The organism is Methylocystis sp. (assembly GCF_046349115.1).
Taxonomy (GTDB): Bacteria; Pseudomonadota; Alphaproteobacteria; order Rhizobiales; family Beijerinckiaceae; genus Methylocystis.
On record NZ_JAXMCX010000005.1, the window covers coordinates 90,880 to 104,952 of the forward strand.

A 14,073-nucleotide genomic window follows, 5' to 3' on the forward strand; every position below is an offset into this window, starting at 1 on the left:
TCCTCAGCTAAAGCCCGACCTGCACGAGCTTGCTGTTGGCGCGTCGCAAATTGCGATAGCGCGCGAGCGCCCAGAGCGGGAAAAATTTTCCATAGCCATGGTAGCGCAAATAGAAGACACGCGGAAAACCCGTCGCGGTGAATCGCGCCTCGTTCCACAGGCCGGCCTCATTCTGCGTCGCTTGAAGATAGGCGATTCCCCTTGCGACCGCCGGATGATCGACCTCGCCCGCCGCCATCAGACCGAGCAGCGCCCAGGCGGTTTGCGAGGCGGTCGACGGCGCCTGCTCATAGCCCTTGTAATCGAGCTTGTAGCTTGAGAGGTCCTCACCCCAGCCGCCGTCGTCGTTCTGAATCGCGGCGAGCCAGTCGACGGCGCGGCGATAGGCGTCGTGATCATGCGGCAGGCCGGCGGCGTTGAGCGCGCAGAGCGTCGACCACGCGCCGTAGATGTAATTCGCGCCCCAGCGGCCGAACCAGCTGCCGTCCTTTTCCTGCTCCTTGATCAGATAATCGACGCCGCGCTTGAGACAGTCGCTTGTGTCGATCGTGTCGCCGAGCTGCGCCAGCATCGAGACGCAGCGCGCCGAAACATCCGCCGTCGGCGGATCGAGCAGCGCGCCGTGATCGGCGAAGGGGATGTGGTTGAGATAGTGGTAGGTGTTGTCGGCGTCGAAGGCGCCCCAACCGCCGTTCTTCGACTGCATGCCGACGATCCATTCCTTGGCGCGGGCGATGCGCTCGTCATAGGGGCGGGACGCATCATTCGCGGTCAGCCGATCCATCGCCGTGACGACAACCGCCGTGTCGTCGACGTCGGGATAATGGGCGTTGGCGTATTGGAACGCCCAACCGCCGGGCCGAAGCTCGGGCCGCTGCGCCGCCCAGTCGCCCTTCACGTCGAGCACTTGCAAGGGCGCGAGCCATTCGCAGGCGGCGCTTGCGGCTTCGCGGGCGTCATCGTCGCCGGTTTCAATCAGCGCATGCGCCGTCAGACATGTGTCCCACACCGGCGAGACGCAGGGCTGGCAATAGGCTTCGGTTTCGCTGACGACGAGCAGTCGCTCGATCGACTCGCGCGCCAGTCTCTTGCGCCTGTCGTCGTCGGCGACGCCGAGCGCGTCATACATCAGCAGGCTGTTGACCATGGCGGGGAAGATCGCGCCGAGTCCGTCGACGCCATTGAGGCGCTCGGTGGTCCATGTCTCGGCAAGTTCGATCGAGCGCTCGCGCGTCGCCCTGGGCATATGCGGCTCGATCAAGCGCAGCATCCTGTCGACTTCGCCGAAAATATGCGCCCAGGGCCAGGTCTGGTGTTCGCCCTTCGGCCAGACCTTCACCTCTTCCGGCGGCGTCGTGAAAAGTTCGGCGATGTGAATGTCCTTCGGATTCTTCGCGCGCGGCTTCTTCGTCATCAGCACCAGGAGCGGCACGAGAACCGTGCGGCCCCAGTAGGAAATCTTGTCGAGGTGGAAGGGAAACCACTTCGGCAGCAGCATGATTTCGATCGGCATCACCGGCACGCCGCGCCAGGGAATTTCGCCGTAAAGCGCCAGCAGCGCGCGGGTAAAGACATTGCTCTTCGCCGCGCCGCCATAGGCGAGAATCGCTTCGCGCGCGCGCGCCATATGTGGCGCGTCGATGTCGTCGCCGATCATCTTCAAGGCGAAATAAGCCTTGACGCTGGCGCTGATATTGAAGCGCCCGTCCTGAAAAAGCGGCCAGCCGCCGTGATCGCCCTGGCAGCGGCGCAGATAGACGCCGATCTTTCCTTCGAGTTCGGCGTCGACCGGCTCGGCGCGGTAATGGCGCATCAGCACATATTCGGCGGGGATCGTAGTGTCGGCTTCGAGTTCAAAGCAGAAATGTCCGTCGCCTTTGCGAAGCGAGAGCAGCGCGCCCTTGGCGTTTTGGATGCTCGTATCGAGCGCTTCAGTCGGAACGGCGGTGAAATGATCGTCAATGCGCGCGGCGACGTTCATTGCAAATTCCCTTTGATATTTGCGTTCAGGCGACGCTGAGCGTCGCGGCTTTAGCCGAATGGCGGTGCGGCTTCACGACGATTTCGACATCCTGTCCGAGCGCGACGAGAAAACGCAGCAGCCGCTCCAGCGAGAATTGCCGGAAGTCGCCATGCAGCAGTTTCGATACGTCCGGCTGCTTCACGCCGAAGAGTTCGGCGGCCTGCACCTGTTTCAACCCGCGTTCCTTTAGGAGCGCGTCGATCTTGCGAACGAGCTGCGCCTTCAAGAAGTGGTCGTCGGCGAGCGCCGCTTGAGCGGCAGGCAGATCTTCGATCATGATTTGGCTTGTAGAAAGGCGCCTGACGGTCGCGCCGAGCGCATTGGCTATAGTGAATTGACTATATCGTCAAGTCGCTCCTGGCGCGGCGATCGCCGCGGCAAGGAGATGGGCCTGGTTTGCGCGGATGAAGGGTCACATGCTTGACAGCACTTTGTGCAATTATTGGAAAAGCTAGCGATTTTCGCGCCGTGGAAACGAAGTTTTAACCATCCGCCGCCGATGGTCCTTCGAGCAGCTTGGAGGGATAGGCATGGTTACGAAACCCGAAGGCAAACAGGCATTGGCCGATCTCGCGGCCGGCAAGTTTTCGTTTGAGATGGTTGACGCCATCAAGGATCATGTCGGCGCGCTCGAGACGGAGCTGGCGCGCGTCACGACGGAGATGGAGCGCGTCGGCGCGCTGCATGCGCGCGCCGTCAATGAGTCGAGGCAGCAGGAATACAAGATTTATCAGCTCGAAGGCGAATTGCGCGCGCTGAACGCCAGAGTCTACGCTCTGCTGAAGGCGAATGCGGTGACGCAGACCGCTCTCGACGCGGCGAAGCGCGGCGCCGTGAGCTTTGTCGAATTTCTCCCGGTCGCGCGATATTATGCCGAGGCGGGGTCGAAGGCGACGCTGGCCTATCTCGCGAGCATTGACTTCAAGGGCAAGTTCGAGGCGCTGAAGGCGCATCCGATGACCAAGAAGGCGCAGCGCGAGATCGAGCGCCTCGCCGCGAAATTCGTCGAATATCTCCCGGTCGCGCGCAAGCACGCCGAAGAGGCTTCGAAGAAGACGCTGGACTATCTCTCGACCACAGGACTGCCGGCCGCAAAGAAGCAGCTTGCCGCTGTCGTCGAAAAAGCCTCGGCTTTGATCGCCGACCTGCAAAAGAAGGTCGCGCAATTCTGACGAGCGGGCGGGCGGCAAAGACCGCGCCGCGCCGACAGGTCGCGTCATTGCGAGCGAAGCGAAGCAATCCAGAGCCGAAGGGCCGCCGCTGGATTGCTTCATCGCTTTCGCGCCACGCAATGACGACTGCGTTCTTCTATAGCGCGCCAATCAAATCCGCCGCTCTATAGCCCGAGCGTATCGAGCCTTCGATCGTCGCCGGCAGGCCGGTATTCGTCCAGTCGCCGGCGAGCCAGAGATTGTCCCACGCTGTTTTGGCGTCGGGTCGGCGCTTTTCCTGCGCCGGCGTGGCGGCGAAGGTCGCGCGCTTTTCCTTCACGATCTGCCAGGGCGGGAGCGGTCCTGCCGGCCGTCCCGTCGCGGCTGCGACTTCCGCCCAAATTTTTGTCGCAAGCGCTTCGCGCGCATCGTCGATCAAGCGGTCGGCGCCGCTGATCGTCACTGAGAGGCGGTCGTCGAATGAAAACAGCCATTCGGTGAGCGTGCCGATCATGCCGAGCAGCAGCGGCTGATCAGGCGGCGGCAGGATCTTGAAATGTGCGTTGACGATCGCGCGAAAATCGTCCGGCGCGACGAGACCGGGAATAAGCTCCTGCGCAATCCAGGGCGGCGCCGCCAGAACCACAGCGTCGCCTTGTTCAAGCGTCACGTCGCGATCGCCAAAATGCAGCGCGGCGACGCGCGATGCTTCGAAGACGATCTCACGCAGACGCGCGCCGAAGCGCGGCTCGACGCCTCTCGTGCGAAGCGTGCGCAACGCCGGCTCGATCAAAGCGTCGCCGAGACCGCCTTTCGCCACCATTGGCCGACAGGCGGCGCCGCCCGCAGCGAGCGTCTCGCGCAGCACGGCGCCGGCGAGCTTGGCCGACGCCTCTTCGGGCTCGGTGTTCAAAGCTGAGAGCAACACCGGGCGCCAAAGCCTTTCCCACAGCGGGCCCTTGCAACGCATGGTTTCGCCGATCGTCGCGCCGTCCTTGGCGAAGAGCAGCCTGCCGGCGTCGAGATAGGCGAGCGGTCCGGCGCCGGGGACGCGGCGGTTGGCGACGAATATCCACCAGGGAACGCGCGAGGCGTTGGGACGCAGCCGCCAGCGTTCGCCCGTGCGCGCGTCGAGAAAGTCGAAGGCGCATTCGTCTGGGCCGACAAGCGCGTCGCTCGCGCCGATGCGCTTCGCGTAATCGCGCGCCGCTTTGTTGCCGGAGAGCAGCAGATGATTGCCATTGTCAATCGTCAGGCCGAGCGAAGGGTCGAAATAGGAGCGGCAGCGTCCGCCGGCCATGCGCGCCGCCTCATAGAGCGCGACGCGGCGGCCGGCGTCGGCAAGGCGCAGCGCGCAGGCGAGCCCGGCGAGGCCCGCGCCGACGACATGAATGGTTTCGCTCACGTGAAGGCGTGTCGCAGGAAGGCGCTGATCAGCTTGAGGCGCGACGCCCGCACCGGCGCGCGCGGCGGCGAAAAGCCGCGCGTGGCGAGACCGTCGAGGATCGAGCGATAGCCGGCGGCCATCAGATAGGGCGCCTTCACTGCGCGCTTCGGCAGGCCGGCCATCACCAGATCGGCCTGATCAAAATGTTCGCGCGCGCGCGCCACGACCGGCGCGCAAACCTCGTCAAGCGAAGGATGCGAGAGGACGGCATGCGGCGCGAAGCTCGTCACGCCGGCGCCCTCAAGCGCCTCGCGGGGCAGATAGAGACGTCCGCGCGCGGCGTCCTCGTCGAGGTCGCGCAAAATATTGGTGAGCTGCAAGGCGCGGCCGAGGTGATAGGCAAGCAGTTTCGGGCCGGTCGGCAAGTCGCAATCGCCGCCCGGTTCGTCTTCCGTGAGGCCGAAAGCGCGCACCGACAGTCGTCCGACGGCGCTCGCGACCCGATCGCAATAGAGTTCGAGCTTTTCCCACTCCGGCGCGCAAATATCCTCGTTAACGTCCATCGCCATGCCGTCGATCACCGATTCGAAATCGGCGCGGTCGAGCCTGAAACGGCGGACAGGCTCGGAAAGAAAGCTGACGCGCGCGCGGATGCGGCCGGCGTAGAGCTCATCGAGGTCGGCGCGCCATTGGTCGAGCGCGGCGCGCCGAAGGGCGCGGTCGCCTTCATCATCGGCGATGTCGTCGACCGCGCGGCAGAAGGCGTAGATCGCGAACATCGCGTCGCGGCGCTCTGGCTCCAGGATGCGCATCGCGAGATAGAAGGAGCTTTTGGTGGCGATCGCGCGGGTGCGCAGCGTCGTCGAATCGGCAAGCGCGTCCATCGTCATTGGCGCGTTCCCGGGATGGCCGGCGAAGCCGCGCGGGGACGCGAAAGGCGCCGAAGCAGCGCGCCGATCGCGCCGATCGCGCCCTTCGCGGCGAAGCCAAGCTTGCCGTCATGGACCTTGTCGGCGAGCGGATCGGCGACGGCGAGGCGCGCCACGAGATGTTCGGCGAGCGTTTGGATGGCGCCGACCTCCATGGCGAGGCGCGCGTCGTCGATCAGATCGGCGAAGGGGCGCGACTGAACGAGAAGACGCGCGGTCTTCTCGTTCAGCTCGCGGATCACCGCGAGCAATTGCGGCGGCGCCTTCTCCTGCGCCAGCATGTCGACTGCGGCGCCATGCGCTTCGAGCGTATCCTGAGTCAGATATACCCGGTCGAGGTCGCGGTAATCCTTGCCGCAATCCTGCAGATGATTGATCACCTGCAGCGCGGCGCAGAGCGCGTCATTCGCCGCCCAGACCCGGCCGCGATCCTCGCCATGAACGTCGCAGACGAAGCGTCCGACGGGCATCGCCGAATAGCGGCAGTAGTCGACGAGATCGTCCCAGTCGCGATAGCGCAATTGCGTCACGTCGCGCTTGAAGGCGGTGATCAGGTCGCGCGCGTGCTGCGGATCAAGGCCCCGTTCTTCGCATGTGTCGCGCAACCGGCGCGCGACCGGCGTATCCGCTTCAGATTTTCCCATCAGCGCGCCGTCGAGCGCGTCGAGAAGATCGAGCTTTTCTTGTGCTTCTAGCGTCGGATGATCGGAAATGTCGTCGGCGGCGCGAACGAAATCATAGAAGGCGAGGATCGGGGCGCGATGGCGCGGCGCGATCAGAAAGGAGGCGACGGGAAAATTTTCGTCGCGATGGGTCTTTCCCGAACTCGTCCGCCCAATGTCCATGATGACGCCGTTTTGCCGCTCCACGGCGCTCGCGCGCCCTCAAACCTCGATTTCGCGGCTCGCCTCGATCTCGTCGGACGATTCGAATCGCTGCGCCGCCTTTTGCGCGCGCGGCGCCTGATAGCGGCCCTTCCACTCGCCGCCGCGGCCCCGTAAGTGCCGCCAGGCCGATTCAACCGTGAACCACGTATAGCATGCCGCGACGCCTGGCAAAGCAAAGGCGCGCAACCGCGACAGGCCATAAAAGCGCAGGGTCGGCATATAACACTGCGCCATTAACAGCCAGGAGACGAGCGCCGTCTCGCGGGCCGGCGATTCGCCGAAAAACGCCAGATAGGGCGGCGCGAGATAGGCGGCCGCCATGCCGAACAGCGCCCCGGCGAGACGCCAGGGCGAATAGCTGAGCTGGGCGTAGGCCGAGCGCACGACCATTCGGGAAATGTCGGCGAGGCGCGGATAGGCGCGCAGGCTGTGGACGTCCTCGGTCAGGCCGAGCCAGATCGGCCCCTGCGCCTTCATCAGCGCGCCCAGCGCGCAATCGTCGATGAGCGCGCCGCGAATGGCGCGAAAGCCGCCCGCCGCCGCGAGCGCCTCGGGACACAACAGCATCACGCCGCCCGCCGCGCCCGCCGCCGAATGGTCGGGGTCATTGATGTGGCGGAACGGATAGAGCTTCTGGAAGAAGAAAATGAAGGCCGGCACCAGCCAGCGCTCGGCGACGCTTTCGCAGCGCAGCTTGACCATCAGCGAAGTGAGGACGGCGCCCCGCGCCTTCGCGCCCGAAACGAGACGCGCCAGCACGGGCGGCGAAAATTCGATGTCCGCGTCGCAGAACAGCACGAAGTCGGGCTCGAGCGGCAGGCTTTGCAGATGATCGAATCCGCGCTGCATCGCCGCGAGCTTTCCGGTCCAGCCGGCGTCAGGCCCGCGCGACGAGAGAATGGTCAGGCGGTCGGCGGCGTCCTGCGCGGCGGCGCAGCGGCGCGCGACTTCGGCGGTGCCGTCGTCGCTCTCGTCGTCGACGAGAATGATGTCGAAGCGCCCGTGGAACTGTTGCGCAAACAGCGACGCCAGGCTCTTTTCGATGACGTCGGCTTCGTTGCGGGCCGGAACAATCGCGACGACGGAAGTGGCCGGAGCGGCGGCGTCATGTCCGCCGAGGTTCCGGTCATGTTCGGTCAACCGCCAAAAGGCGCCGCGCAGCCCAATGAGATAGAGCCAAGCGAACAGCCCAATGATGGAGACGAATGTCGCGAGCATGGCGAATCGGGGTGAGGATTCGACGCAGATCGCCTTCTAACATTCGCATCTCAGCTGGACCAGAGCGGGGCGGTGGGTCAGTTTGAATTTCAGTTTGTGAGCCAACGCGGCCTTTCAGTTCGAGATGAATATTGCCCAAAACCACCCGATCATCACAACCCGTCGGAATTGCTAAAACTCTCACGGCTTCATTTTGTACACAAGATTGCGAACCTCTATCTTTTGCAAGGTCCATTTTGCTACCGAAGTCGATCGCTGCCTGGGATCATCGCAAAATCGAGCCCAAATGATATGCTGAGAAACGTTTAATGCCGAACCCTTCACGCGATAACGGACGAAATGAGTAACTTCGATATGATTAGTTCGACGACCGTAAGGTTTTTTACGAGCACATTTTCAAACGTGAATGACGTCATTCGGAATTGGAGCGGGTTTCAACTCGAACCGGCAACATCGGATTCATCAAGTGTTTTCGGTTTGGCGCAATTTCTCTCGACGCTGGCCTTACTTGTAGTCGTATTTAACGTGTCAGATTTTCGTTATCGCTATCGACTTTACGTTACCCGCTTCGATATTCAAAAAGTTGCGATTCGGATCGTCGTCGCGATAGCTATCGTTCTCATGATAACCGAATTATGGTTTCAAAATTCGTTCCCCATTCCCCGTTTCCTCAATCACTATAGCAACATCAAGCTTATGTTGGCCGCTGTTTTTCTTGCTCTCATAATCTATATTGTTTCGGTATGTTTTCTCCGAAGGGTGCAGCTCCGCCGCGCAAACGCAGAGCAATTTTTTAGAGCAACAACTCGCTTGATTCATCAAGGTAATAAGGATCGGCTCCAGGCAATAGCGGAAGAGCTGGGTCCCGCAATGGAAGATATTTTTCGTCTGGCTTCGCAAATCAATTATCACAACGACGCGTCAAAGCCGACCGTTGAGCAAGCTTGTGCCCATGATCTGCTGTTGGCGCTAGCCGATAGGCGCTTCTGCAATCTCATTGTTGATCGTGATCCGGCTTTTGCAATTCGATGCTTCGCGCTCGCAGCCAAACATCCAGAGGCTCCCTTCGCCCAATTCTCCCGCAATGTCGGCGAAGAGTTCATCGTCAATACAGATTCTGCGTTCTACCAAGAGGACAGCGGCTATGATTCTGGGTATTTTGGCTATACAAAACCAATCACCAGCGCCGTTTTTGGATCGTACGAGCTGGTCGAGCGCTGCGCTACGAATAGCGCCTCACCCTTGGAGTTGCATTATTCGATAATAGGCACCCTCGATGCCATCCAAATGGAAGGTTTCAAACGGGCTGGTCTAGTTTTCTTTAGCGCGTACCTCGAAAAATATCATCATCAAATGCACTCTTGCGCTTTTGCGCGGCTCCTTGGTACTATGGAGAGCTGCGCCAGCGGAATCTATAAAGTTAATAACTTAGCAGATGATGGATGGAAGTCGGCGGAATACGCACGTTTTCAGGCAGTTGCTGATTTTCTAAAAGAAGCCATCATCCTGCTTGATAAAAGTGGTATCAAAGCGCGCTGTCTTAGACTGAGAAAAGAAACGTATCACGATATTTATGACGCTATGGCCCATGCCATCTTGAAGCTTATTTTCGAGGCGGCAACCGTCGATGTTGCATCGTTTATTTGCTGGAACGTGCAACATAACATCGCGTGGGATATTTTGGTCTCATTTCGAGGAGGAAGCTATACATATTCTGTACTTAGATTTAAAGTGCGTCGCTTGATCTATAGCGAAATTATGCAAAATTACGGCAATTTCGTAGGCGCTCGTTATCTTGGCTTTTGCCTTCATGTCCTGGGGTTAACGCCGGGCGACCGGCGTGAAACACTCAATCGCGAAGATTACGCGTTGCGCGTCTGCGTGATAAATTGGACAAAGAAAAACTATAAGACGTTGCTGGCTGATCATCCGAACGTGGCACAAGCTTGCTTGCAGGGCTCCGTGACTTATGACCCCGAAAAGCATCAACTCGTAAAGACTTTTAGTGACAGGACCCGCAAAGAAGTGCCGAGAGTGGTGTTAGCTCTCGATTGAATATGCGCACATTTTCAAGTCTCTGAATCGTTCCCGCGCTCACGTTGTAGCTGAGCGCATCCGACGCGGTGACTCCCATCTATAGCGGTGCCTCGCGTCTCGCGCCGATGAAGTTCCGTCATGGCTGCCGAACGTCCGCGTCTTGGCGCTTTGCGGAATTCAAATCGACCCAAGACCCAGAGCGGCCTTCGAGCATTTGCGCGGCGCTATCGCCTCTGCCACCCCGCCGCCGTCTTGACGTAGCTTCGCTTGACCGCCGCCCAGGCGATGCGATGCGCCGCTTCTTCCTGGCGAGGGTCGCCGCGATGGGCGTCGAAGGCGTGGTTGAACGCCTCGCGATAAATGTCCTGCGCATGATCGGGCAGGAGGCGCTGGAGATTTTCGGGCAGGTCGGCATTGCTGGCGTAGGGCATGCCGCGACCTTTGGTCAGGCGTCGGCGATCTCGCGGGCGATGGCCTCGGCCGCCGCTGCGGGATCTGCCGCGCGCGCGATCGGCCGTCCGACGACAATATAGTCCGCCGAGGCGGCGATCGCCTCTCCCGGCGTCATCACCCGCTTCTGGTCGCCGGAATCGGCCCCCGCCGGCCTCACCCCCGGCGTCACCAGCAGCATGTCCGGGCCGACGATCGGGCGAATGGCGGCAAGCTCCAGCGGCGACAGGATGAGGCCGTCGACCCGCGCCGCCTTTGCCTGAAGGGCGCGTCGGGCGACGAGGTCCGCGACGCCGCAGGCGTAACCCGCCTCCGCGAGATCGGCGTCGTCATAGGAGGTCATCACCGTCACCGCGAGCAGCTTCAGCGCGCCTTCCGCCGCGCCGTCGGACGCTCCCTGGCGCGCCGCCGCCATCGTCTGGGGAAAGGCGTGGATGGTGAGAAAGTCGACGCCGAGGCGCGCGATCTGCCGGGCCGCGCGCTCGACGGTGGCGCCGATGTCATGCAGCTTCAGATCGAGGAAGACGCGCTTGCCGGACGCCTTCAATTGGAGCGCGAAATCGAAGCCGCCCGGCGCATAGGCGAGCTCCATGCCGATCTTGAAGAAGGAAACCGTCTCGCCGAGCGCCGCGACCAGCGCGCGCGCCTTCGCGACGCTTTCCACGTCGAGCGCGACGATGAGGCGCTCGCGCGCCTTCACGCCCTGGGCTTTCCGGCATGGCCGGCCTTGCGGTAGCGCCAGACCCGCGCCGGCGGAATATTGAGCACGATCGGCGGCGATCCCTTGCCGACATAGGCGCCCTTGACGCCATGGGCGTGCATCGGCATCGGCGATTTGGTCAGGCCGTAAGTGAATTGGATGAACAGCCCGTCGTCGCCCATCAGCTCGAAAGCCTGGTTCAGCAATTCGACGCGGTCGCGCTCCGGCCGGTTCAGCAGCGGCAGACTCGACACGACGGTCGCGACCTTGCCGGGAAGCTTGCCGTCGAGCGTCGCCTTCAGGCCATAGGCGTCGCCCTGGACGATGTTGACGCCGGGAAAGCGCTCGGCGAGCAAATGGCAGAACCGCGTCTCGAATTCGACGAGCACCAGACGCTCGGGCGCAATGCCGCGGGCGAGGAGCGCCTGCGTCACCGGCCCGGTGCCGGGACCAAGTTCGACAATGTGCCCGTCTTGTTTCGGTTCGACGAAGCCCGCCATCGTCTTGGCCAGCGCGCGGCCGGACGGCGAGACGGCGCCGATGAGGCGGGGGTTTTCGATCCATTGACGGATGAAGCGCGCGTTATCCACCAGATTTACGCGACCGCCGGCTTTTTGCGATCTATGCGGCACGGACCCCCCTCCCGAAGCGGCGCGATGAAACGCGCAAACGGCCCCCGCTGTCGGGGGCCGTTTTGTCGGATGATAGGAGAGCCGCGCGCCGAAAACAATGCGGCGCGCCGGAGGCTTGGCTGCGACCGATCCGCCCGTCGCGCCACGACCCGTCGGGGGTTTATAGAATGACTTAAGCGCGCGCCTACCAGGGCGATCGGGTGAAGGGCTTCCTTATCCTGAGGAGCGTGCGCAGCACGCGTCTCGAAGGACGAGGAAGCCCTTCACCCGATTGCCCTGGCGCGCCTATCCTTCGCCCTTGGCGACAAGTTCGCCATAGGCGTCCATATCGATGACGCCACCGGCGGCGTCGACGGCGGCGCGGTCCTTGGGCGTCAACGCCTCCTGGGCGAGATTGAGCCGCTTCCAGCCCGGCAGCGGCGCGTCCCCGGCCGAATTCGGCAGATATTTCGAATCCGCGATTTTCTGATAGGCGTGGATATAGCGCGGGCAGTTGACCCAGACGCTCTCGACCGAAACGCTGACAAGAAATTGCGCGCCGGGATAGGCGGCAAGAAGCGCCGGGTCGCGCGAGATCGCCGCCGCGCCCTGCACGCGCAAGCGGTTCGGCCTCAAAAAGTCGATGAACAGCAGTCCGACGCTCGCCGTCTCGACGAGATTGCCGGCGGAATAGAACATGCCATTGCCGTCGTACCAGGGGAAGATCAGCGCGCTCGGCGCGGTGACGCGCACAAAGCCTGTCGCGCCGCCCTTATAGGAGACCGTCGGCCGGCCCGATGGATCGACGGTGGCGAGAAAAAACATGTCGCGCGACTGGATGAAGTCGATTTCATGCGGCGCGAATTCGGCGTGCATCACGCCGCCTTCCATCAGATCGGCGAGGCGGCGCGTGTCGAATTCATCCTGAAGCGCGCGATGCGCCGCGCCGTAATAATTGGACATGAACTCCTCCTGGCCCCGCGTTCCTATTGCGCGCTCAGCGCGACAAAATCATCGAAACGCAGCACGCCGACAATGTTTTGCGCATCGTCGAGAAGTTCATAGACGGGATCATTGTCGCCATAGATCGTGAATAGCACGATCACGTCGCGATCCCCGCCGCCTTCGCGGTGCGGATCGTCCGAGGGCGGGCTCACCGTGTAGCGCCCGGAGGGCCTTGCTTCCTTCAGGCGGCCGTCGGGTTCATACAACCGATGCTCGCCCTGAATGACGAAGGTTTTGTTCAGGCTGCGATGGCGATGCAGGATGATTTGACGCTGCGCGTCGAATTTGAACAGCACATGCGCGATGCGGTTCGTCGCGTCGATGTCGAGGATCGAAAAGGCGAGATGGTCGATTCCATCGAGGCGTCGCCAATGAATGTTCGTGTCGTCGAAAGCGAAATGCGGCATGTCGGCTCTCCCCTGAAAGGGCCAGCCGGGACTGTCCGAAAGGCGACGCCGCGGCGCCAGGGAAGCGCGCCCGAAAGCGTTCGGGCAAATTGCCCTGCGCATTTGATCGAGCGGCGCCTATTGGGGAATTCGCTTTACCCGCCGAACAAATCCTTCATCCGCGCGAAAAAGCCGGTCTCCTCGGGATGGGTGTCATGCGAGGATTCCTCCTCGAATTCGGCGAGGAGCTCCTTCTGGCGCTTGGTGAGCTTTTGCGGCGTCTCGACGCTGATCTGCACATGCAGATCGCCATGCTCGCGCCCGCGCAGGATCGGCATGCCCTTGCCCTTGGCTTTGATCTGGCGTCCCGACTGCGCGCCCTCGGGTATTTTGAGCTTCACCTCGGAGCCGTCGAGCGCATGGACCTTGATCTCGCCGCCGAGCGCCGCGCGCACCATGGAGATCGGCACGCGGCAATAGAGGTCGGCGCCGTCGCGCTGGAAGAAGGGATGCGGCTTCACTGACAGAAAGATGTAGAGGTCGCCGGCCGGCCCGCCCCGCAGGCCGGCCTCGCCCTCGCCGGCGAGCCTGATGCGCGTGCCGTCCTCGACGCCCGGCGGGACATTGACCGAGAGCGACCGCTCGATCGTCTTGCGTCCGGCGCCGGCGCAGGCGGGGCAGGGGTTGTCGATAATCTCGCCGCGTCCCTGGCAGGCTGGGCATGTCCGCTCGATCGCGAAAAAGCCCTGCTGGGCGCGCACCCGTCCCATGCCGTTGCAGGTCGTGCAGGTCTTGGGCTTGGAGCCTTTTTTGGCGCCCGTCCCCGAGCAGGGTTCGCAGGTCGCCGAGGTCGGAATTTTCAGCGACGCGCTCTTGCCGTGATAGGCCTCGTCGAGGGTGATCTCCATGTTGTAGCGCAGATCCGAGCCGCGCTCGCGGCCGCCGGAGCGACCGCGCCGGCCCATCACATCGCCGAACAAATCCTCGAAAATATCGGCCATCGAGGCGCCGAAACCCTCGCCAGCGCCGGCGCCAAAGCCGCCGAACCCGCCGCCCTGCTCGAAGGCGGCATGGCCGAAACGGTCATAGGCGGCACGCTTCTGGGGATCGCACAGGCATTGATAGGCCTCGTTCAATTCCTTGAACCGCGCCTCCGCCTGCTTGTCGCCGGGGTGCCGATCGGGATGGCACTCCATCGCCGACTTGCGGAAGGCGATTTTCAGTTCGACTTCCGTCACGGTGCGGGTGACGCCGAGAACTTCGTAATAGTCGCGTTTGGACATGCTTAA

General features: G+C 62.4%; 14 protein-coding genes. 2 read left to right on the top strand and 12 right to left on the bottom strand.

Going from position 1 to position 14,073, the window contains the following annotated elements; genetic code table 11:
* Positions 1 to 7 precede the first annotated feature (7 nt).
* Both shc and U1E20_RS13645 read right to left on the bottom strand, forming a co-directional pair.
* Positions 8 to 1,981 carry a squalene--hopene cyclase gene (gene shc, locus U1E20_RS13640; protein ID WP_409981170.1) on the bottom strand — a complete coding sequence of 658 codons (1,974 nt, stop codon included), beginning with the start codon at positions 1,979 to 1,981 and terminating at the stop codon, positions 8 to 10.
* A 25-nt stretch (positions 1,982 to 2,006) separates the two neighbouring features.
* Positions 2,007 to 2,300, bottom strand: a complete 294-nt coding sequence (locus U1E20_RS13645; RefSeq protein ID WP_409981171.1) for a helix-turn-helix domain-containing protein — start codon at positions 2,298 to 2,300, stop codon at positions 2,007 to 2,009.
* 253 nt (positions 2,301 to 2,553) lie between these two features.
* On the opposite strand from U1E20_RS13645, the gene U1E20_RS13650 reads away from it, so the two are divergent.
* Entirely contained in the window at positions 2,554 to 3,195 is a 642-nt protein-coding gene (locus U1E20_RS13650; protein ID WP_409981172.1) for a hypothetical protein, read from the top strand.
* A gap of 136 nt (positions 3,196 to 3,331) precedes the next feature.
* On the opposite strand, the gene hpnE is transcribed toward U1E20_RS13650, so the two are convergent.
* The 4 genes from hpnE to U1E20_RS13670 are packed head-to-tail and all read right to left on the bottom strand — an operon-like array spanning position 3,332 to position 7,595.
* The gene (gene hpnE, locus U1E20_RS13655; protein WP_409981173.1) at positions 3,332 to 4,579 is read right to left on the bottom strand and encodes a hydroxysqualene dehydroxylase HpnE; all 1,248 of its coding nucleotides are present in this window, start codon (positions 4,577 to 4,579) and stop codon (positions 3,332 to 3,334) included.
* On the bottom strand, positions 4,576 to 5,451 hold the full coding sequence (gene hpnD, locus U1E20_RS13660; protein WP_409981174.1) for a presqualene diphosphate synthase HpnD: 876 nt from the start codon (positions 5,449 to 5,451) through the stop codon (positions 4,576 to 4,578). Before hpnD ends, hpnE begins: the two co-directional genes overlap by 4 nt.
* Complete coding sequence (gene hpnC / locus U1E20_RS13665) at positions 5,448 to 6,335, bottom strand: squalene synthase HpnC (protein ID WP_409981175.1); 888 nt, start codon at positions 6,333 to 6,335, stop codon at positions 5,448 to 5,450. Before hpnC ends, hpnD begins: the two co-directional genes overlap by 4 nt.
* Before the next feature lie 39 nt (positions 6,336 to 6,374).
* A complete protein-coding gene (locus U1E20_RS13670) occupies positions 6,375 to 7,595 on the bottom strand; it encodes a glycosyltransferase (RefSeq protein WP_409981176.1) in 1,221 nt (406 codons plus the stop codon).
* A 402-nt stretch (positions 7,596 to 7,997) separates the two neighbouring features.
* On the opposite strand from U1E20_RS13670, the gene U1E20_RS13675 reads away from it, so the two are divergent.
* Positions 7,998 to 9,650 carry a hypothetical protein gene (locus U1E20_RS13675; RefSeq protein WP_409981177.1) on the top strand — a complete coding sequence of 551 codons (1,653 nt, stop codon included), beginning with the start codon at positions 7,998 to 8,000 and terminating at the stop codon, positions 9,648 to 9,650.
* A gap of 206 nt (positions 9,651 to 9,856) precedes the next feature.
* Here the strand turns inward: U1E20_RS13675 and U1E20_RS13680 are convergent, their stop codons facing one another.
* The 6 genes from U1E20_RS13680 to dnaJ all read right to left on the bottom strand — a co-directional run bounded on the left by U1E20_RS13680 (position 9,857) and on the right by dnaJ (position 14,067).
* The gene (locus U1E20_RS13680; RefSeq protein WP_409981178.1) at positions 9,857 to 10,063 is read right to left on the bottom strand and encodes a ChaB family protein; all 207 of its coding nucleotides are present in this window, start codon (positions 10,061 to 10,063) and stop codon (positions 9,857 to 9,859) included.
* Positions 10,064 to 10,077: 14 nt separating this feature from the next.
* A complete protein-coding gene (pyrF, locus tag U1E20_RS13685) occupies positions 10,078 to 10,782 on the bottom strand; it encodes an orotidine-5'-phosphate decarboxylase (RefSeq protein ID WP_409981179.1) in 705 nt (234 codons plus the stop codon).
* Positions 10,779 to 11,414: a class I SAM-dependent methyltransferase gene (locus U1E20_RS13690; protein ID WP_409981180.1), complete on the bottom strand. Its 636-nt coding sequence runs from the start codon at positions 11,412 to 11,414 to the stop codon at positions 10,779 to 10,781. The genes pyrF and U1E20_RS13690 overlap by 4 nt, the downstream gene beginning before the upstream one ends.
* A 285-nt stretch (positions 11,415 to 11,699) precedes the next feature.
* Positions 11,700 to 12,356, bottom strand: coding sequence for a pyridoxamine 5'-phosphate oxidase family protein (locus tag U1E20_RS13695; RefSeq protein WP_409981181.1), 657 nt, complete (start codon positions 12,354 to 12,356; stop codon positions 11,700 to 11,702).
* 23 nt (positions 12,357 to 12,379) lie between these two features.
* Entirely contained in the window at positions 12,380 to 12,805 is a 426-nt protein-coding gene (locus U1E20_RS13700; protein ID WP_409981182.1) for a regulator, read from the bottom strand.
* Positions 12,806 to 12,939: 134 nt separating this feature from the next.
* Positions 12,940 to 14,067 (bottom strand): molecular chaperone DnaJ, encoded by a 1,128-nt coding sequence (gene dnaJ / locus U1E20_RS13705; protein ID WP_409981183.1) that lies wholly within the window; start codon positions 14,065 to 14,067, stop codon positions 12,940 to 12,942.
* Between the last annotated feature and the right edge of the window lie 6 nt (positions 14,068 to 14,073).